Consider the following 19,134-nt stretch of genomic DNA (forward strand, 5'->3'; position numbering starts at 1 on the left):
ATGACCCTGTGAGGACCATTGACTGGGTGGACGGCGCCATCGAGCTCGTCGACCAGACGAAGCTGCCCGACGAGCTCGTCACCCTGCGGATCACCGACGTCGACACCCTGATCGGGGCCATCCGGCGGCTGTCGGTGCGCGGCGCGCCCGCGCTCGGCGTGGCCGGCGCCCTCGGCGTCGTCCTGGCGGCGGGCGACGCCGCCCAGATCGCCCGGCTGCGCGCCGCCCGCCCGACCGCCGTCAACCTGGCCTGGGCCGTCGACCAGGTCGCCGCGCTCCCGCCGGGGAAGGCGCTGAAGGCCGCCCTGCGCATCAGGGACGAGGACATCGCCGCCTGCCACGCCATGGGCGCGCGCGGCGCCGACCTGCTCGAAGGCGACCGGCTGCGGGTCATGACCGTCTGCAACACCGGCGGCCTGGCCGCCGTGGAACGGGGCACGGCGCTGGGCGTCGTCCAGACCCTGCACGAGCGGGGCCGGCTCGGCGAGGTCCTGGCGCTGGAGACCCGGCCGCTGCTGCAGGGCGCCCGCCTCACCACCTGGGAACTGGCCCGCATGGGCGCGCCCCACCGGCTGGTGACCGACTCGGCCGGGCCGTACCTGCTGGCCAGGGGTGGCATCGACGCGGTCCTCATCGGCGCCGACCGCATCGCCGCCAACGGCGACGTCGCCAACAAGATCGGCTCGTACGCGCTGGCGCTCGGCGCCGAGCGGGCCGGAGTCCCCTTCATCGTCGTGGCCCCCGAGTCCACCATCGACGAGGGCACCCCCTCGGGCGACCAGATCGCCATCGAGGACAGAGGCTCCGAAGAGGTCACGACCATCCAAGGTGTACGGCTGGCGCCCAAGGGCACTGAGGCGGTGAACCCGGCGTTCGACGTGACACCCCACGACCTCGTCACGGCGATCGTCACGGAGAGGCGGGTGATCCGGCCCTAAGCGACCGCAGACGACCCCAGACGAATAAGGGCAACTCCCGGACCGGCCCGCATCTCCCGCGTTACGCTCAGTTGTCACCTCAACGTGATCCCCCGGGAGCAGACCGTGGCCATCGACCTCATTCTTCGACGCGCATGGAATGCTCGGCCGCCGCGTGGCGACTACACGCAGCTCGACGCGACGCGCGGTGTGAAGGTCCACTACACAGGAGGCCGTGTCGATCCCGGCCTCACGCGTGACCACGCCAAATGCGTCGCTCTTGTCCAATCCATCCAGAACCACCACATGGACGGCAACGGCTGGATCGACATCGGATACACCTATGCGGTTTGTCCGCATCGGAAGGTGTTCGAGGGGCGGGGGCCGCATCATCTGCCCGCCGCCAACGGGGCCGGGCTCAACGCCGGTCACTACGCAGTGCTAGGGCTCGTCGGCAACGCCGGGCTGGTGCAGCCGCCGGACGCGATGCTGCACGGGATCATCGACGCGGTCGAACATCTGCGGGCCAAGGGCGCGGCCGGGCGGGAGATCAAGGGGCACCGCGACGGGTTCGCCACCGACTGCCCGGGTGACGCGCTCTACGCGTGGGTGCGCAAGGGGGCGCCGCGTCCTGGCGGGGGGCCGCCGGACCCGCCTGATCCGCCGACGGCGCCGCCGTTTCCCGGGCGGCTGCTGAAGTATCCGCCGGTCATGTCCGGGCAGGACGTGCGGACCTGGCAGACGCAGATGAAGAAGCGCGGCTGGGAGATCGACGCCGACGGCGCGTACGGGCCCGCCTCGCGGGACGTGTGCCGCAGGTTCCAGCGCAACCAGGGCATCGCGGACGACGGAATCGTGGGGCAGCTCACGTGGCGGCTGGCGTGGGAGGCGCCGCTTCCCTAAGGCGGACCCGGAGCATTGTTCTGGAGCGGTTCCGCTTAATATCCGAACATGGAACTGGCAGCCGGGTATCCCCCCGCCACCCGTGACGACTGGCACGCGATGGCGCTCGCCGTGCTGGGCAAGTCCGGCCTCGACTTCGAGGCGCTGACCAGCCGTACGTACGACGGGCTCACGCTCCAGCCGCTCTACGACGCCCCCGACCTGCCCAGCGTGCCCCGGCCGCCGCTCGGCGCGCGCGGCTGGGACGTGCGCCAGCGGCACACCGTCGCCGATCCGGAGGCGGTCCTGGCCGACCTGGAGAACGGTGTCACCTCGTTGTGGCTGGCCGTCGGGCCTGACGCGATCCCGGTCGACGGGCTGCCGCGGGTGCTCAAGGACGTCTACCTGGACCTCGCGCCCGTCGTGCTCGACGCCGGGGCGCTGGTCGAGCGGGCCGCCGACGTCCTGCTGGGGCTGGCGGCCGAACGTCAGGGGTCCGTGCGCGGGAATCTGGGGGCCTCGCTCGCCTCGGTGGAGCCGCGGGTGGTGGCCGCCCTGGCCAGACGGTGTACACAGGGGTACCCGGAGCTGCGGGCGGTGGTCGTGGACGCGACGCCGTACCACGACATGGGGGGCAGTGACGCGCAGGAGCTCGGCTGCTCGCTGGCGCTCGGTGTCGCGCACCTCAGGACGCTCACCGGCGCCGGGCTGAGTGTGGAGGAGGCGTTCGGGCAGCTGGAGTTCCGGTTCGCGGCGAGCGCCGACCAGTTCGCCACGATCGCCAAGCTGCGCGCGGCGCGGGTGGTGTGGGCGCGGGTGGCCGAGGTGTGCGGCGGGCCCGAGCGGCAGCTGCAGCACGCGGTGACCAGCTCGGCCATGATGACCGCGCGCGACCCGTGGGTGAACATGCTGCGCACCACGCTGGCCTGCTTCGGCGCCGGGGTCGGCGGTGCCGACGCGGTGACCGTGCGGCCGTTCGACGCCGCGGTGCGGGAGCCGGACGCGTTCGGGCGGCGGATCGCCCGCAACACCCACGCGCTGCTGATGGAGGAGTCCGGCGCCGCCCGGGTGGCCGATCCGGCGGGCGGCTCCTGGTACGTGGAACGGCGTACGGCGGAGCTGGCCGAGGCGGCCTGGACCTGGTTCCAGGAGATCGAGGCGGCCGGAGGGCTGCCGGGCGGGGCCGAGGAGCTGGTGGCCGGGCGCATCGCGGAGGTACGCGCCCGGCGCGACGCCGACATCGCGCACCGGCGGCTGCCGATCACCGGCGTGAGCGAGTTCCCGAACCTGGAGGAGAAGCCCCTGCCGGGCGGCACGCCGCGCGGGAGCGGACGCTACGCCGAGCCGTTCGAGGAACTGCGGGACCTGGCCGACGCGCAGCCGGAGCGGCCCAAGGTGTTCCTGGCCACGATCGGCCCGGTCGCGGCGCACACCGCGCGGGCCGCGTTCGCCGCCAACCTGTTCCGGGCGGGCGGGCTGGCCACCGAGAGCGCCGGGCCCGGAGTGGACGCCGAGCAGATCGCCACCGCCTTCGCCGTCAGCGGCGCGCGGGTGGCGTGCCTGTGCTCCAGCGACAAGCTTTACCCCGAGCACGCCGAGGCGGTCGCCGCGGCGCTGAAACGGGCCGGCGCGAGACGCGTCTGGCTGGCGGGGAAGGGGGAGTACGAGCACGTGGACGGCCGCGTCTTCGCCGGGTGCGACGCGCTGGCGGTGCTCAGGACGACCTTCGACGACCTGGAGGTGGCACGATGAGCATCCCCGACTTCACCTCCGTCCCGCTCGCGGGCGGTGCGCAGGAAGCCGCTCCCGAGGTGGCTGGCGAGGTGTGGGAGACGCCCGAGGGCATCGGGGTCAAGCCGCTCTACACGGCCGCCGACCTCGACGGGCTGGACTTCCTCCAGACCTATCCCGGGGCGGCGCCGTACCTCAGAGGGCCTTATCCCACGATGTACGTCAACCAGCCGTGGACGGTCCGGCAGTACGCGGGCTTCTCGACGGCTGAAGACTCCAACGCCTTCTACCGGCGCAACCTGGCGGCCGGGCAGAAGGGGCTGTCGGTGGCCTTCGACCTGGCCACGCACCGGGGGTACGACTCCGACCATCCGCGGGTGGCCGGGGACGTCGGGATGGCCGGGGTGGCGATCGACTCGATCTATGACATGCGTCAGCTTTTCGACGGCATCCCGCTGGACCGCATGTCGGTGTCGATGACGATGAACGGCGCGGTGCTGCCGATCCTGGCGCTCTACATCGTGGCGGCCGAGGAGCAGGGCGTGGCGCCGGAGCAGCTTGCCGGGACCATCCAGAACGACATCCTCAAAGAGTTCATGGTCCGCAACACCTACATTTATCCCCCGGCACCCTCTATGCGGATCATTTCGGATATTTTCGCTTATACCAGTGAAAAGATGCCGAAATTCAACTCTATTAGTATTTCGGGGTATCACATCCAGGAGGCTGGGGCCACCTGTGACCTGGAGCTGGCGTACACGCTGGCCGACGGGGTCGAGTACCTGCGGGCGGGGGTGGGCGCGGGGCTGGACATCGACGTGTTCGCGCCCCGGCTGTCGTTCTTCTGGTGCATCGGCATGAACTTCTTCATGGAGGTGGCCAAGCTGCGGGCCGCGCGGCTGTTGTGGTCGCGCCTCGTTTCCGGATTTAACGCGAAAAATCCGAAATCTCTGTCATTGCGGACCCACTCGCAGACGTCCGGATGGTCGCTCACCGCCCAGGACGTCTACAACAACGTCGTCCGCACCTGCGTGGAGGCCATGGCCGCCACCCAGGGCCACACGCAGTCGCTGCACACCAACGCCCTCGACGAGGCGCTCGCCCTGCCCGGCGACTTCTCCGCGCGCATCGCCCGCAACACCCAGCTCCTGCTCCAGCAGGAGTCCGGCACCACCCGGGTGATCGACCCCTGGGGCGGCTCCTACTACGTCGAGCGCCTCACCCACGACCTCGCCGAACGCGCCTGGGCCCACATCCGCGAGGTCGAGGAGGCCGGGGGCATGGCCAAGGCCATCGACGCCGGGCTGCCCAAGCTGCGCATCGAGGAGGCCGCCGCCCGCGCCCAGGCCCGCATCGACTCCGGCCGCCAGCCGGTCATCGGCGTCAACAAGTACCGGCCCGCCGCCGACGAGCCCATCGACGTGCTCAAGGTCGACAACAGCGCCGTGCGCGCGCAGCAGATCGACAAGCTGCGCCGCCTGCGCGCCGAACGTTCCGATGACGAGGTACGCCACGCGCTCGAAACCCTCACCAAGGCGGCCGACGCCGCCCAGAGCGGCACCCGCGGCCCCGGCCTCGACCAGAACCTGCTCAAGCTCTGCGTCGACGCCGCCCGCGCCAAGGCCACCGTCGGCGAGATCTCCGACGCGCTGGAGAAGGTGTACGGCAGGCACGCCGGCCAGGTGCGTACCATCTCCGGCGTGTACCGAGACGAGGCCGGCCCGGCCGCCAACATCGAGCGCGTACGCGAGGCGTGCGCCGACTTCGAGCGCGCCGAGGGTCGCCGGCCGCGCATCCTGGTCGCCAAGATGGGCCAGGACGGCCACGACCGGGGCCAGAAGGTGATCGCGACCGCCTTCGCCGACCTGGGCTTCGACGTGGACGTCGGCCCGTTGTTCCAGACGCCGGAGGAGGTGGCGCGCCAGGCGGTCGAGGCCGACGTGCACATCGTCGGCGTGTCCTCGCTGGCCGCCGGGCACCTCACGCTGGTGCCCGCGCTGCGCGAGGCACTCGCCGCCCTCGACGCGGAGGACACCATGATCGTGGTGGGCGGGGTGATCCCGCCCGGCGACTTCGCCGAACTCCGGGCGGCGGGCGCCGGCGCGATCTTCCCGCCGGGCACGGTCATCGCCGACGCCGCCCTCGGCCTCCTGAAGGACCTGACCGCGCGGCTGGGGCACTGACCTGGCGGCTCCGGACAAGTGAGGCGCAAGTGTGGCGCATGCGAGCCGCAGTTGAATCCAGTCTGACAGCTCTGACTGGAAGGACGTGTGGTGTCCATGCCGTTGCACGATCAGTCCGAGGCTCCGGCGGCGTACGGTGTCGGCTGGGGCAGAGGCTCCCGATAGCGACAGATCTTCCGTCTCACCTTCCCGGAGGGCGGGCGCCTCCGGGGAGGTCGATCTGATACTTGATGAAACCCGGGTTGACGGCCACCTGGTCGTACAGGCGGCGGGCCGTGGTGTTGCCCTCCTGGGTGTGCCAGTAGACGCGGGCGCAGCCGTTGGCCCGCGCCCAGTCGGTGACCGCGGCGATCAGGGCCCGGCCCACGCCCTTGCCGCGTACGTCCTCGGCGGTGAAGAGGTCCTGCAGGTAGCAGAGGCCGGTGTCGGGGGCCGACGTGCTGCCGTGGACGAGGAAGTGGGTGATGCCGACCAGCCGTCCGCCGAGCCGGGCGCCGAGCGCGTGCAGCCGGGTGCCGGACTGGAACTCCTGCCACGCCCTGTCGTACATGCTCTGCGGCTCGGTGCGCCGGTAGAAGGCGATGTAGCCGCGGAACAGCTCCTCCCAGGCGTCGCGATCCGAGGGCAGCAACTTCTCCACGGTGACAGTGTTGACCATGCACCGAAACTTACGGACAAATCCGCAGGTGGGGCATGGCCACTCGCGGCCCTTACCCGCTGACCACTATTCCTCGGGCCAGGGGGCGCCGTCGCAGGTGCTGAAGTTGAACGTCCGTGTCATGGCATTGGGGGACAGCACCCGGAACTGCACCGTGTGCGCCCCGTCCGACCGGATGTGCGCATACCCGAGCACCAGCTTCGTCGGCGCCGTCGCCGCCGCCTTGCCCATGTCGCGGCCGTCCAGGATCCACCGGTACGTGAACGGCGTCTTCTTGCTCGCGCTCACGGTGGCCGCGATGTTCGACTGCCGGTAGCAGTCGCCGGTCCGCAGCCCCTCCGACCGCAGGCTCACCGACCCCACCCGCCCGGCGGGCGCGGCCGGCTTGGACGTCGTGGGCTTCTGCGTGGGCTCGTCCGTGGTGGGCTGCTCGTCCGCCGTGGGCTTGGTGTCCGCTGTGGGCTTGGCGTCCGGGGTTTCCCTGGTACGGCTCCGCGTCGCCGTTGGCTTTGGTGTCCGGGGCGGCTTGGCTGACTTCTGTGCCGTGGGCTTCACAGCCGGTTCCACGCTGCCGGCCGGAGGCGTACCCGTGGACGGCAGCCCGGGCGGCGTCTGGGCGACCGGCCACGAGATACCGGTGACCAGCGCCGTGACCAGCCCCGACGTCACCACCACGGCTCCCGCCGCCGCCCCGGCAACCAGCAACGCCCGCCTCCACCCATCCCCACCGTGCCCGCCGAGAGGTCCGCCGGGCCCGGACCCGCGCGGCCCTCGGTCGTCTCCGCCGTCTCCGCCGAGAGGTCCGCCGGGCCCGGACCCGCGCGGCCCTCGGTCGTCTCCGCCGTCTCCGCCGAGAGGTCCGCCGGGCCCGGACCCGCGCCGCTCTCGGTCGTTCCCGCCATCTCCGCCGACAGGCCCGCCGGACCCGCGCCGCCTCTGGCCGCCGCGCATCCCGTCGGGGGTGCCCGAACCGGAAGAGGGGTGCGGGCCTGTTCCCGGGAACGGGCTTCCTCCGGCCGGTCCCGGGGAGGGAGTTCCGTCGCTCGGCCCTGGGAAGGGCGTCTTGTCGCTCGGTCCTGGGAAGGGAGTTCTGTTGGCCGGTCCTGGGAAGGGGGAGCCGGGCCGTACACCCGCTTCGGGAAGGATGTTGTCAGGAGGCGCGCCCGCGCCGATGAGCTGGAACAGGACCTCCTGCATCGTGGGGCGGGCGGCGGGGTTCTTGGCCAGGCAGCGGGTGACGATCGGGCGCAGGGGGCCGGTGAGGTCGCCGAGGTCCGGGTCGGCGTGCTGGATCCGGGTGATGACGGCCGGGAGGGAGTCGTTGCCGAAGGGCGGGCTGCCCGTGGCGGCGTACACCATGACGCCGGCCCACGCGAACACGTCGGTCGCCGGACCGACGCCCGCGCCCGCCAGTTGCTCGGGGGCCATGTAGGCGGGGGTGCCGACGACGCTGCTGGTGACGGTCAGGGAGGCGCCGGAACGGGCGATGCCGAAGTCGATCACGCGGGGGCCGTCGCGGCCGAGCAGGACGTTGCCGGGCTTGAAGTCGCGATGGACCACGCCCGCGCGGTGGATGGCCGCGAGCGCGGTGGCGGTGGCCACGGCCAGACGTTGCAGCCCCGCCCCGCCGTGCCGCCCGGCCTCCGCCAGGGACGGCCCCTCCACGTACTCGGTCACGATGTACGGCCGGCCGCCGGTCGAGGCGTCCAGCACCTGCGCCACGCAGAACGGTTCCACCCGCCGCAGCGCCGCCACCTCCCTGGCCAGGCCGTCCCCGCCCTCGCGCAGCACCTTGACCGCGACCTTGGCGCCGTCCGGCGCCTGTCCGAGGTAGACCACGCCCTGGCCGCCCTCGCCGAGCTTCCTCACGATGCGGTACGGCCCCACGCTCGGCGGCGTCACTGGCCCTCCATCGAGCAGACGCTGAACGGCAGCGACCTGGCCGCGCTGCCCGGCGCGGTGACCTTGAGGGTGACGTTGTGCCCGCCGGTCTTGAGCATGTACTGGTGCGCCAGGGCCGGAGCGGTGAACTCGCCCTTCGGCACCCACGTGCGGTTGCTGTGCTTGACCTGCCCGTCGACCACCCACGCGTAGCTGATCCACACCTCCGACCTGCTCGACTCCAGCGAGCCCGAGAACCCGACCGGCGGCATGTAGCAGCTCGCCGTATGGTCCTGGCCGGGGCCGCCGCGCAGGTCGATGCCGAGCACCCGGACCTTGGCGGCGGCCGGCGCGGGCTTCTTCGTGGTGCGCGTGGGAGCAGGGGTGGTGCGTTCGGGCGTGGGACTCTCCCGCGTCGGGGTGGGACTCTGGGGGGTGCGCTCGTTCGACGGCTTCGGCGTGGGGGTTCGCTTCGGGGTCTTCTTGGGGGTGGGTTTGCGGGTGGTCTTGCCGGGGCGCGGGGTCTTTCCGCCATTCGCGGTGGGTGTCGAGGTGTACGGCGCGGCGGCCGCCCACAGCCCCGAACCGCCGCCGAGCCAGGTCAGCCCCGACACCAGCCCACCGGCCACCACGACGGCCCCGGCCACGGCCAGCGGCACCGCGAGCGCGGCCTTGACCGGCTTGCGGCGATGTACCCGATCGGTGACCTGATCCCGCCGCCCGCCAGGATCGGTAACCTGCCCACCCTGACCATGTCCGGGCGCCGAACCCGCGCGATCCCATGCCGGACCTGCATGTCCTGGCGCCGAACCCGCCCGATCCCATGCCGAACCTGCGTGTCCGGGCGGCGAACCAGCGTGATCCCACGCCGGACCTGCCTGTCCTGGCGTCGGACCCGCGTGTCCGGGCGCTGATCTCGCCCGGCCGTGCGGTGAGCCCGCGTGACCCGGCGTTGGGCCTGCGTGTCCGCCTGCCGGACCCGCGTATCCCTGTGCCGGGCTCTGGGGATCCGGGGCGGGGCGCTGGTCGCCGCCGAGGAGGCGTAACAGGACCTCGCGCATCGGCGGCCGGGCGGCGGGGTCCTTGGCCAGGCAGTCGTACACGACGCCGCGCAACTGCCGGGGCAGGTCGCCGAGCTGGGGCTCGTTGTGCAGGATGCGGTTGATGATCGCGGGCAGCGTGTCACTGCCGAACGGCGGCGTCCCGGTGGCGGCGAACACGATCACCGACGCCCACGCGAACACATCCGCCGCCGGCCCCACATCGTGCCCGGCCAGCTGCTCGGGCGCCATGTAGGCGGGCGTGCCCACGATCCCGCTGGTCGCGGTCGCCGCCGCGTCGGTCGCGCGGGCGATGCCGAAGTCGATGACCCTCGGCCCGCCCGGCCCGAGCAGTACGTTGGCGGGCTTGAAGTCGCGGTGCACCACACCGGCCTCGTGGATCGCCGCCAGCGCGGTGGCCGTGGCGACCGCGAGCCGCTGCAGGTCGGCGCCGCTGTGCCGCCCCGCCTCGTGCAGCGACGGCCCTTCCACATACTCGGTCACGATGTACGGCCTGCCGTACCCCTGACCGGGCATGCCCTGACCCGGGCGGTACCGCCGGCCGGGACCCGGACCGCCGCCGAGGGAGGCGTCGAGGACCTGCGCGATGCAGAACGGTTCCACGCGGCGCGCGGCCGCGATCTCCTTGGCGAAGCGGTCGTCGCCGCCCAGCCCGTCGCGCAGCACCTTCACCGCGACTGGGGGCCCGTTGTCGGCCTGCCCGAGATACACGACGCCCTGACCGCCCTCGCCGAGCCTGCCAACCAGTCGGTAGGGACCTACGGTAGCGGGGTCGTCAGGACCGAGTGGCGCGATCGTGCCCATCTACTCCGTCCCCACCGGGCACACCTCGACCGCGATCGACTCGCGGGCCGTCACCGGCGAAGTGACGCGAAGGGTTACGGTGTGCCGTCCGGGGAGCGTGATGGCGGGCGGTGGTACGACGGCGCGGGTGCGGGCCTCGGTGATGTACGCCGTGCCGTGCCGCGCCACCTGGCCGTCCACGATCCAGGCGTAGCGGAAGCGCACCGGCCAGCGGGTTCCCTCGACGAGGCCGCTGACCACGGTGTCGCCCACCTGGCAGTCGCGGGTCTGGGCGGTTCTGACGCCTTGGGCGCGTACGTACAGGACCCGGATCGTGCCCACGTCCCGCGTGGAGGAGGCGCTGGGGGAGGGCGTGGTGGAGGAGCCGAGGGAGGGCGTGGTGAGGTCGCCCGGGGAGGGGGTGCCGGTCGCGCGCGGGTGGCGGACGCGGGTCTTGGTCGGCTTCGGGCTGGAGGAGGACGCCGAGGCGGGCGTCACCGTCGTCACCACCGGCCCGGCGTCGCGGCGCGGATCGGAGGTGAGCCAGACGATCGCCCCGGACAGGGCCAGCACCATCACCCCGGACACGCCGGCGATCAGCGCCCGCCGTACACCTCGACGGACGGGCGAACGGCCCGCCTTCGCGGCCGGGAGCGGCTGCTCACCACCCAGCAACTGCAGGACGACCTGCCGCATGGCGGGGCGGAGCGCAGGATCCTTGGCCAGACAGCCCTGCACGATCGCGCGCAACGGCTGCGGCAGATCGCCCAGCTCCGGCTCCTCGTGCAGGATCCGGTTGATCACCTCGGGCAGCGCCCCGTCGCCGAACGGCGGCTTGCCCGTAGCGGCGAACACCACCGTCCCCGCCCACGAGAACACATCCGCCGCGCCCCCGGCGGCCTGCCCCGCCAGTTGCTCCGGCGCCATGTAAGCAGGCGTACCGGCCACACCACCCGCACTCGGCGTGTGGTCATCACCCGCCAGCCCGAAGTCGACCACCCTCGGCCCGCCCGGACCCAGCAGCACGTTGGCCGGCTTGAAGTCCCGATGAACCACGCCCGCCTGATGGATCGCCGCCAGCGCCGTGGCGGTCGCGTTGGCCAGCCGCTGGAGCTCGGCGCCCGCGTGCCGCCCCGCCCGCTGCAGGGGCGGCCCGTCCACATACTCACTCACGATGTACGGCCGGCCGGCGAACGAGGCGTCAAGCACCTGTGCCACGCCGAGTGGTTCCACGCGGCGGGCGGCGGCGATCTGCTCGGCGAGGCGGTCGTCCCCTGTCCGGCCTTCGCGCAGCACCTTGACCGCGACCGGCACGCCGTTCCTGGCCTGGCCCAGATAGACCACGCCCTGACTGCCGGCGCCGAGCCGCCCAACCAGACGGTAGGGTCCCACCGCCGCCGGATCGCCCTCGCGCAACGGTTCGACGTGCGGCATGAGGGGAGTGACTCCTGTGACGGCTGAGATGGATCTCCAGCACCCTAGCGCCTAGAGACACGATTTGTCGGAACTTAGTCCGATAAACACGTAAACACCCCCCACCACCAGCCCAAACACCCCACCATCCCAACCTGCCACCCCAAGAGCACCCCCCCGCGGCACCCTGATGACCCGAAGCAGCACCAACAACACACTCCGCAAGTCCGGCGACGCGTTCACCCCGCCCCGGGCAAAGCCCGTCCCCCGGCAGAGCCCCGCTTCCCGCAGAGCCGAGCCCGCAGGGCTGCGCCCCGCGGAGCCCTGCGGGCCGCGGACGGGGAGACCGGCCAGTGGGTCGCTCCGGGCCCTGGAGAGTCGCGTCTCCCGTAGAGCGGCGCTCCCGTAGAACTGCGTGCCCTGCCGAGCGGTATGCCCGCAGGGCGGCATGCCTGCGAGACCCCTGCGTGGTCCGCGCCACGCCGCTGGGCGGCATGCCTGCGAGACCGGTTCGTGGTTCGCGTCGCCCCGCTGGGCTGCGCGCCCGCTGGGCTGCGCGGCCCGCAGGGCGGCATGCCCCGTAGAGCTGCGCGTCCGCGAGACCGGGAGGCGCTTCGCGCCGCCCTCCGGCGAAGCGCCACGCCGCCGTGAAGCGCCGCGCCCCCACGGGGCGGCGTGACCGTGAGGGCGGTGGGTGGCTCACGTCGGGGTATTGCGGGCCGCGTCTCTGGAGGGTGGCGTGTCTGTGAGAGCGGTGTCCAGGGTGGTAAGCGGGGGCGGTGTGGGGTGTGTGGGGCTGGGTGGGGGTGGCGGGGAAACGTACGATCGGGGGCATGCGGTCGGTCGAGGACTATGTCGAGGGTGTGAAGGCCGGGTCCCGGACCTGGATCGGGCGGGCGATCACGCTGGTGGAGTCCACGAAGAGTGACCATGCGCGCCTGGCGCAGGATGTGCTGGTCGCGCTGACCCCTCTCGCCGGGCGGACGTGGCGGGTTGGGGTGTCCGGGGTGCCGGGGGTTGGGAAATCTACCTTTATTGATGGGTTTGGGACTTTGCTCACCGGGCTGGGGCATCGGGTGGCCGTGTTGGCCGTTGATCCCTCCTCTACCCGGACGGGGGGCAGCATTCTGGGGGACAAGACGCGGATGGGGCGGCTGGCGGCTGATCCGCATGCCTACATTCGGCCTTCCCCCACCTCGGGCACGCTTGGGGGAGTGACCAAGGCGACCCGGGAGGCCATGGTCGTGGTGGAGGCGGCCGGGTACGACGTGGTGCTCGTCGAGACCGTCGGCGTCGGCCAGTCGGAGACCGCCGTCGCCGACATGGTGGACAGCTTTCTGCTGCTGAGCCTGGCGCGTACTGGGGACCAGCTCCAGGGGATCAAGAAAGGGGTGCTGGAGCTGGCTGACGTGATCGCCGTGAACAAGGCCGACGGGGAACACGAGATGGCCGCGCGCAAGGCGGCCAGGGAACTGGCCGGTGCGTTGCGCATGCTGCGCTCAGAAGGGCCGCCGCCTCCTGTCCTCACCTGCAGCGGACTGACCGGCGCCGGGCTGGAAGAGCTGTGGCAGCAGATCGGCGCCCACCGGGAACGTATGGACGTGGCGGCCAAGCGACGCGCCCAGCAGGTCCGGTGGACGTGGACGCTGGTCCAGGACCGCCTGTTGGCCGAACTGCACGGCAACCCCGAGGTGGCCGCGCTCACCAAGGAGGTCGAGCGCGAAGTACTGGCCGGCGAACTAACCCCCGCCCTGGCCGCCGACCGCCTCCTGGCCGCCTTCAAACGCCCCTGACCGCCCCGCCGCCCCAACGGCAAGCCCAGGCCACCACATCAGGCCACACCCCAAACCGCCGCACACTCCCACGCACGCCACAGGCCCTCACCCGCCGCACGTTCCAGAGGTCCACTGCGCCGCGCAGTTCCGCATGTGCAGCGTGCCGGTTCGCGTGGCCGCGCGGTTCCCAAAGGCATGCCTCCGACTCCCGGGCGCGTGCATCCAACGCTCGAAGGCGCGACGGAAAACAAAACGACCGGTCGTTCGTATATAGTCGTGCCCATGACCGATGGACGCAGGTTGCGTGGGCAGCGCAGCAGGGAGGCGATTCTCGAACGAACCGTCGCCCTCGCCTCCGTGGACGGGCTCAGCGGCCTCACCCTGGGGCGGCTCGCAGAAGAGTCCGGCATGAGCAAGTCGGGTTTCTTCGCGCACTGGCGTGACAAGGAACAACTCCAGCTGGACGCCGTCGACTGGGCCGCTCGCCAGTGGGTGGACCACATCGTCCGCCCCGCCATGAGGACTCCAGCCGGTGTACGCCGCCTGTTCGCGATGCACGAGGCTCGCCTGCGCTTCTATGAGGACGGCGTCCTCCCGGGGGGCTGCTTCTTCTTCGTCGCCCAGGCCGAGTTCGACGACCGTCCGGGGAAAGTGCGCGACCGGGTGGCCAAGGCGATGGCCGACTGGCTCAACGCCGTACGCGCCATGGTCGAGGAAGCCGTCACCCTGGGCGAGCTCAGGGACGACACCAACCCGGGCCGCCTCGCGTTCGAGATCAACGCCCTGGGTGAGGCGACCGTCGCCCATGCCCGGCTGATCGATCCGGCCGAGGCCTACTCCTACTCCCGCGCCGCCGTCCTGCAGCGGTTGCGCGGGCTCGCCACCGACCCCTCGCTTCTCCCGGAGGATTGACCGTGACCCAGTTCAAGCCCGTTCAGGTGCATTTCGATGACCTCGATGCCATGGGCCTGCTGCACAACTCCCGCTACGCCCTGCTCGTCGAGCGCGCCGTGTCCGCATTCTGGACCGAGGCGGGCTGGCGGTTCGACCCGGCGCTGTCGAAGTTCAAGGACGTCTACATGGTCGTGCGCGAGTTCAAGATCGTGTACAACTCGCCGGTGATGGGGGCGGGCGACGTGCTCGTGGAGTTCTGGCTGGAGCGCATGGGAAGGACTTCCGGCGTGTACGGCTTCCGCGTCCTGTCGGCCGACCGGACGGTTGTCCATGCCGAGGGCCACCGCGTGAACGTCAACCTCGACTCCACCACCCTGCGGCCCACGCCGTTCTCCCCGGAGATCCGCGAGGCGGCGGCCGTCCTGATGCGCGAACCCGCCGCATGCTGAGCACCCGCTGGTTGCCCGGCCCGCACGTGCCCGGCGACACCCCGCTGGTGGTGAGCGAGACCGCTTTCCAGCTCAACCGGGCCATCGACCTGCCGCGTGCCTGCTGGGCCGGTTGGCAGTTGAGCAAGTTGTGGCCGGAGTTGGAGGGCGCCGTGGCGTTGCGGCTCTGGGTGAATCCGGTGCGGCGCCGTATCGGATCGGTGTCGGTGTGGCGGGAGGGGACCGACCTCGACCGGTTCGTACGGCTGCGCGCGCACGTCGACATTGTCCGCGCCTACCGGGGCAAGGGCACGCTGACAACCAGGACGTGGGAGAGCATCGGCGTCCCCAGTGGGTGAACTATCCATCGCCGGGTGAAATATCGCTACTCGTTTCGGCCCGGGCGGCTACCCAGAGGTGTGGCGTGTGTCACGATGGCGCGCAGTCGACGACGGGGAGACCGCGCATGTGTGATGACCCGATGCTGCCCGAACCGGTCGCGGGGGCCCTGCGAGAGTACGGCGGGCTGCTCGGCGAGCACGGCATCACCTGGGGCGAGCCGGAGATCCACTACGTCAAGCTCTTCGCCCGCAGGCGAGTGCTCCCGCCCGAGCTCCAGGGCCGTTTCTGGCGGGTGGCCTTCGGCCGCCTGGCCGCCCTCCACCCCGGCGAGCCGCTGGAGGGCCTCGGCGCCCGCCTGGCCGAACCCGACTACGACGAGATCCTGCGCGACACCCTGGAAGGCGAACTCCCCGCCCACGCCGCCGCCCTCCGCCTCACCCCCGAGGGCCCGGTACTCGACGGCCGACCCCACGTCATCCTCCGCGGAGCAGAAAACAGCCGCGGGGAAGGACAGGACCGCGGAGAACAAACCGGCAGTGGTGGGGAGAACAGCCACGGGGGAGAGGGAGGACTCGGGGGAGAGGGCGGCCATGGAGAAGATCGCACAGGAGGCGACGGCCCTGAGGAAGGCGACGGCCGCGGGGGAGGCGACGACCGTGGGGGCGACGGCCGCCACGATGGGGACGCCGAGGTCAGGGTGGCGTTCTTGGTGGATTCGGGACGTGCCGACCCGGCCACCGTAAAAATCGGGAGCTTACGTCGTGAAATATCCCCTCAGGGTGCTTGGCTGACCGAGATCACCCCCAGCACACCGGTCATCCTCGACGGCACCCCTGTAGACACGACACCCCTGTTCAGGGTCGCCGAAGTGGCCAGGGTGAGGCTCCGCTCGCCGTACCCCTGCCGCTGGAGTGTCACCGGCGACGGCGGCCAGGGCTGGTTCCCCGCAGGAGCCCCGCACCGCCATGACTTCCACGGCCGCCCCTACTTCCACGGCGACGACCTCACCCTCGACGTCCCGGCGGAACCCCTGACGATCACCGCCACCCGCGGCATGGAGTACGACCAGGTCCGCACGGAGCTGACCCCCCGTCCGGGCCACGACCACCAGGTACGGCTCACGCCGCACCGCATCTACCACGCCGCCGCCCGCGGATGGTACGGCGGCGACCTGCACACCCACCTCAACTGGGCCGGTGACCTCATCGCCGCCCCCGCCGACGCCGCGGCGGCCCAGCACGGCGAGGACCTGCACGTCCTGAACCTGCTGGCCGGGAACGTCTCGGGCGCCCGCGTGTACGACCGCGAGGCCCTGGCGCACTGGATCGGCCGTGACCTGCCCTGGTCCGACGCCACGCACATCGCCAGGATGGGCGCCGAGTACCGCAACGACCTGCTCGGCCACGCCTACGCCTTCGGCCTCACCGCCGAGCCGGACCGCCTGCACACCGGCTTCGACGGCGCGCCCGACTGGCCGCCGAACGCCGCCGCCCTGGCCGAGTTGCGGCGGCTGGGGGCGCTGCTCGGCTACAGCCACCCGTTCGGCCAGCCGGTGAGGGACGACGATCCGGCGAAGGCGCTGTTCGGGCCGGTGGCGCGTGACTGCTCGGCCAGCGCGCTGGTCGCCGACGCCGCGCTCGGCCTGGTCGACAGCCTGGACGTGCTCACCCACGCCTCGATCCCGGCCACCGCGGCCGTCTACCGCCGCCTGCTGGGAGCGGGGAACCGGCTGGCCGTCACCGCGGGCACCGACACGATGATCTCCTTCACCCGCTCCGACAACCAGTCGAACCCGCCCGGCTGGGGCCGCGTCTACGCCCGCGTGGACGGGGCGCTCACCGCGGAGTCGTTCGCCTCGGCCGTGCGGGCCCGCCGTACGTTCGCGACGACCGGTCCGTGGCTGGAGCTGTCGGTGGACGGCCACGGACCGGGCGCGGTCATCGACGCGGAGCCGGGCGGGCGGCTGTCGGTCACCGCGACCGCGATCGGCCCTGAGGTGTCGGCGGTGCGCATCCGCACCGCCGACGGGGTCCGCGCGGGCGCCGGACGGCTCGGCGGCGGCGACGACGCGCTCACCGTCACCGTCGAACTCGACGTCGGCGAGCCCACCTACGTGCTCGCCGAGGCCCTGTGCGAGCCGCACCCGCGCACGCTGACCGCCACCGGGTACGCCCTGACCAGCCCCGTCCACGTGGACGTCGGCGGCAGGCAGGTGGCGCGCGGCTCCGACGTGCGCTGGTGCCTGGACTGGCTGGACCTGCTGGAGGACCTGGTCAGGATCCACGCCAGGCTGGACGCGCCGGGCCAGCTGGAGGACCACCTGGAGCTGATCGAACGGGCCAGGGAGGTGTACGGAACCCGGCTAGGCTGATCGCCGATGGACATCAAGAACCTTCTGCGCGAGCACCCCGCCTGGCTCGCCCACCTCGAATCGCTGGGCGGCTTCGAGGCCCGCCCGCCCGCGCCCCACGACCTGCTCGGCGAGCTGATGCGGCTGACGGTCCCGCACGAGGACGTCGCCGGGGTGATCACGAGTGCGCCGGAGCCGGGCACCCCGCAGTGGTGGTTGCTCGAACGCTGCGTGCACTCCCTGGTCTCCGCCATCGACGTGCGCGACGACCCGCCCTACTTCCCGGATTTGCCCGAGCTGGGGCCGTACTTCTATGTGCACGTGTTCCTGGCGGCGCTGCCGTACACGCGTGAGTTCCACCGCGCGCGCGGCATCCCCGAGGAGGTGTCGCACGAGACGCTCGCCGACATCGGCCGCAACATGGCCGTGCACCGCAAGCGGCACGGCCGGCCGGGGCTGCACGCGCCGTTCTGGTACATGGCGCACGTGCGCGGGATCCTCTACCAGCTCGGGCGGCTGCAGTTCTCGCGCGACCAGATGGGCGGCAGGACGCTGGAGGCGGTGCGCGCGGCCGGGGTGCCGGTGGGCGAGCACGGCCGGACGCTGGGGCTGCACATCCCCGACTTCTGCGGGCCGTTCCCGCCCTCGGCCTGCACGGACGCCTTCGAGCGGGCGCGCGCCTTCTTCCCCAAGCACTTTCCCGACGAGGACTACCCGGTGGTGACCTGCAGCTCGTGGCTGCTGGATGACCAGTTCGCCCAGTATCTGCCGGCGAGTTCGAACATCATGTCCTTCCAGCGCCGCTTCCGGCTGCTGCACCGCTTCGAGACCAGCGGGATGATGGACTTCGTCTTCGGCGCGGACGCCAAGGCCGACCCGCTGCCGCGCCGCACCAGCCTGGAGCGTGCGATCGCCGACCACCTCGCCGCCGGCGGCACCTGGTACGGCCGCGCCGGCTGGCTGCCCCTCTAAGCGGTCTCCACGAAGCCGGCCAGGCCGTCCAGCATGATCCTGAGGTTGATCGTGAAGATCTCCTCCAGGTCGGCCAGGACGTCCGGGCTGTCGCGCAGCGCGCTCTGGCGCGGATAGCGGCCGGCGCCCAGCTTCTCGTAGACGGCGGGCACGGTCACCGCACGCCACTGGCTGAGCGAGATCCCGCCGCCGCGCCGGCCCGCGGCGATCTCGCTCACCCGGAGCAGCGCCAGCCCCTGCACGAGCCCGCTGACGCCCAGGTAGAGGCGGTGGGTGGTCACCGGGTCCAGGCCCAGGCCGTCGAACGCGCCGAGTCCGCGCTCGAAGCGGGCCAGCAGGCTCGGGACGAGCGGCGGCCGGACGGTCGCGATCACCTCCAGCAGCCATGGGTGGGCCGAGTAGATCTCCCACTCCCACCGGGCCGCCGCCTCCAGCTCGGCCCGCCAGCCTCCCCGGATCGGGGGCCCGGAGTCGAGGCCGTCGGCGAAGACGGCCTCGACCATGAGGTCGATCAGCTCTTCCTTGCCCGCGAAGTAGTTGTACAGCGACATCACCTTGACGCCGAGCGCGCTCGCCACATGCCGCATGGACAGGCTCTCCAGGCCGTCGGCGTCGGCGATCCGCACGGCGGTGCGCACGATCAGCTCCCTGGACAGCCCCGCCTCGCCGCGCTGCTCCCGCACCGGCGTCACCACCACTGACCGGCGGGCCCGGTAGGCGCGGGCCTGGCAGGAGCGGGAGCAGTACAGCGGTCTGCGGCCCCGGCCGGGAAGCACGAGTTCTTTTCCGCACCGCGCGCAGGTCGCCATTTCATCACACCCTTTTTCCGTGACGAAATGATATCACTCGCCTGTAAATAGCTAG

The 19,134-nt window shown here is 71.9% G+C and carries 15 protein-coding genes; 10 read left to right on the top strand and 5 right to left on the bottom strand.

Annotated features, from left to right (window positions below):
- The first annotated feature begins 8 nt into the window (after positions 1-8).
- The 4 genes from mtnA (at position 9) to scpA (ending at position 5,713) form a co-directional block, all read left to right on the top strand.
- On the top strand, positions 9-938 hold the full coding sequence (gene mtnA / locus HNR40_RS14960; protein ID WP_184961434.1) for an S-methyl-5-thioribose-1-phosphate isomerase: 930 nt from the start codon (positions 9-11) through the stop codon (positions 936-938).
- A 105-nt stretch (positions 939-1,043) separates the two neighbouring features.
- Positions 1,044-1,820 (top strand): peptidoglycan recognition protein family protein, encoded by a 777-nt coding sequence (locus tag HNR40_RS57200; protein ID WP_184961436.1) that lies wholly within the window; start codon positions 1,044-1,046, stop codon positions 1,818-1,820.
- 48 nt (positions 1,821-1,868) lie between these two features.
- Positions 1,869-3,551, top strand: a complete 1,683-nt coding sequence (locus HNR40_RS14970; RefSeq protein WP_184961438.1) for a methylmalonyl-CoA mutase subunit beta — start codon at positions 1,869-1,871, stop codon at positions 3,549-3,551.
- A complete protein-coding gene (gene scpA / locus HNR40_RS14975; protein WP_184961440.1) occupies positions 3,548-5,713 on the top strand; it encodes a methylmalonyl-CoA mutase in 2,166 nt (721 codons plus the stop codon). The genes HNR40_RS14970 and scpA overlap by 4 nt, the downstream gene beginning before the upstream one ends.
- Positions 5,714-5,894: 181 nt before the next feature.
- Here the strand turns inward: scpA and HNR40_RS14980 are convergent, their stop codons facing one another.
- From HNR40_RS14980 to HNR40_RS14995, 4 genes are all read right to left on the bottom strand, one after another.
- Positions 5,895-6,371, bottom strand: a complete 477-nt coding sequence (locus HNR40_RS14980) for a GNAT family N-acetyltransferase (protein WP_184961442.1) — start codon at positions 6,369-6,371, stop codon at positions 5,895-5,897.
- 66 nt (positions 6,372-6,437) lie between these two features.
- Positions 6,438-8,273, bottom strand: a complete 1,836-nt coding sequence (locus HNR40_RS53575) for a serine/threonine-protein kinase (RefSeq protein WP_221340448.1) — start codon at positions 8,271-8,273, stop codon at positions 6,438-6,440.
- Positions 8,270-10,117, bottom strand: a complete 1,848-nt coding sequence (locus tag HNR40_RS53580; protein WP_221340320.1) for a serine/threonine protein kinase — start codon at positions 10,115-10,117, stop codon at positions 8,270-8,272. Before HNR40_RS53580 ends, HNR40_RS53575 begins: the two co-directional genes overlap by 4 nt.
- Positions 10,118-11,530, bottom strand: a complete 1,413-nt coding sequence (locus HNR40_RS14995; RefSeq protein ID WP_184961444.1) for a serine/threonine-protein kinase — start codon at positions 11,528-11,530, stop codon at positions 10,118-10,120.
- A gap of 812 nt (positions 11,531-12,342) precedes the next feature.
- Between HNR40_RS14995 and meaB the strand changes: the two genes are divergently transcribed.
- From meaB to HNR40_RS15025, 6 genes are all read left to right on the top strand, one after another.
- Positions 12,343-13,302 carry a methylmalonyl Co-A mutase-associated GTPase MeaB gene (gene meaB / locus HNR40_RS15000; protein ID WP_184961446.1) on the top strand — a complete coding sequence of 320 codons (960 nt, stop codon included), beginning with the start codon at positions 12,343-12,345 and terminating at the stop codon, positions 13,300-13,302.
- Between the two features lie 264 nt (positions 13,303-13,566).
- Positions 13,567-14,196, top strand: a complete 630-nt coding sequence (locus tag HNR40_RS15005; RefSeq protein ID WP_184961448.1) for a TetR/AcrR family transcriptional regulator — start codon at positions 13,567-13,569, stop codon at positions 14,194-14,196.
- A 2-nt stretch (positions 14,197-14,198) separates the two neighbouring features.
- Positions 14,199-14,627 (top strand): acyl-CoA thioesterase, encoded by a 429-nt coding sequence (locus tag HNR40_RS15010; RefSeq protein ID WP_184961450.1) that lies wholly within the window; start codon positions 14,199-14,201, stop codon positions 14,625-14,627.
- Positions 14,621-14,965, top strand: coding sequence for a hypothetical protein (locus tag HNR40_RS15015; RefSeq protein ID WP_184961452.1), 345 nt, complete (start codon positions 14,621-14,623; stop codon positions 14,963-14,965). The genes HNR40_RS15010 and HNR40_RS15015 overlap by 7 nt, the downstream gene beginning before the upstream one ends.
- Before the next feature lie 107 nt (positions 14,966-15,072).
- Positions 15,073-17,319, top strand: coding sequence for a CehA/McbA family metallohydrolase (locus tag HNR40_RS15020; protein WP_246509044.1), 2,247 nt, complete (start codon positions 15,073-15,075; stop codon positions 17,317-17,319).
- Between the two features lie 6 nt (positions 17,320-17,325).
- Entirely contained in the window at positions 17,326-18,270 is a 945-nt protein-coding gene (locus tag HNR40_RS15025) for an acyltransferase domain-containing protein (RefSeq protein WP_184961454.1), read from the top strand.
- On the opposite strand, the gene HNR40_RS15030 is transcribed toward HNR40_RS15025, so the two are convergent.
- Positions 18,267-19,079, bottom strand: a complete 813-nt coding sequence (locus tag HNR40_RS15030; RefSeq protein WP_184961456.1) for a TetR family transcriptional regulator — start codon at positions 19,077-19,079, stop codon at positions 18,267-18,269. The genes HNR40_RS15025 and HNR40_RS15030 overlap by 4 nt on opposite strands.
- Positions 19,080-19,134: the final 55 nt, after the last annotated feature.

The sequence above is a fragment of the Nonomuraea endophytica genome, from assembly GCF_014203235.1.
GTDB lineage: Bacteria > Actinomycetota > Actinomycetes > Streptosporangiales > Streptosporangiaceae > Nonomuraea > Nonomuraea endophytica.

Coding starts and splice junctions, on each gene's coding strand:
- HNR40_RS15025 (WP_184961454.1), top strand. CDS start 17,326: ATGGACATCAAGAACCTTCTGCGCGAGCACCCCGCCTGGCTCGCCCAC.
- HNR40_RS14995 (WP_184961444.1), bottom strand. CDS start 11,530: ATGCCGCACGTCGAACCGTTGCGCGAGGGCGATCCGGCGGCGGTGGGA.
- HNR40_RS53580 (WP_221340320.1), bottom strand. CDS start 10,117: ATGGGCACGATCGCGCCACTCGGTCCTGACGACCCCGCTACCGTAGGT.
- HNR40_RS15020 (WP_246509044.1), top strand. CDS start 15,073: ATGTGTGATGACCCGATGCTGCCCGAACCGGTCGCGGGGGCCCTGCGA.
- HNR40_RS14970 (WP_184961438.1), top strand. CDS start 1,869: ATGGAACTGGCAGCCGGGTATCCCCCCGCCACCCGTGACGACTGGCAC.
- HNR40_RS15005 (WP_184961448.1), top strand. CDS start 13,567: ATGACCGATGGACGCAGGTTGCGTGGGCAGCGCAGCAGGGAGGCGATT.
- HNR40_RS15015 (WP_184961452.1), top strand. CDS start 14,621: ATGCTGAGCACCCGCTGGTTGCCCGGCCCGCACGTGCCCGGCGACACC.
- HNR40_RS15030 (WP_184961456.1), bottom strand. CDS start 19,079: ATGGCGACCTGCGCGCGGTGCGGAAAAGAACTCGTGCTTCCCGGCCGG.
- HNR40_RS14980 (WP_184961442.1), bottom strand. CDS start 6,371: ATGGTCAACACTGTCACCGTGGAGAAGTTGCTGCCCTCGGATCGCGAC.
- scpA (WP_184961440.1), top strand. CDS start 3,548: ATGAGCATCCCCGACTTCACCTCCGTCCCGCTCGCGGGCGGTGCGCAG.
- meaB (WP_184961446.1), top strand. CDS start 12,343: ATGCGGTCGGTCGAGGACTATGTCGAGGGTGTGAAGGCCGGGTCCCGG.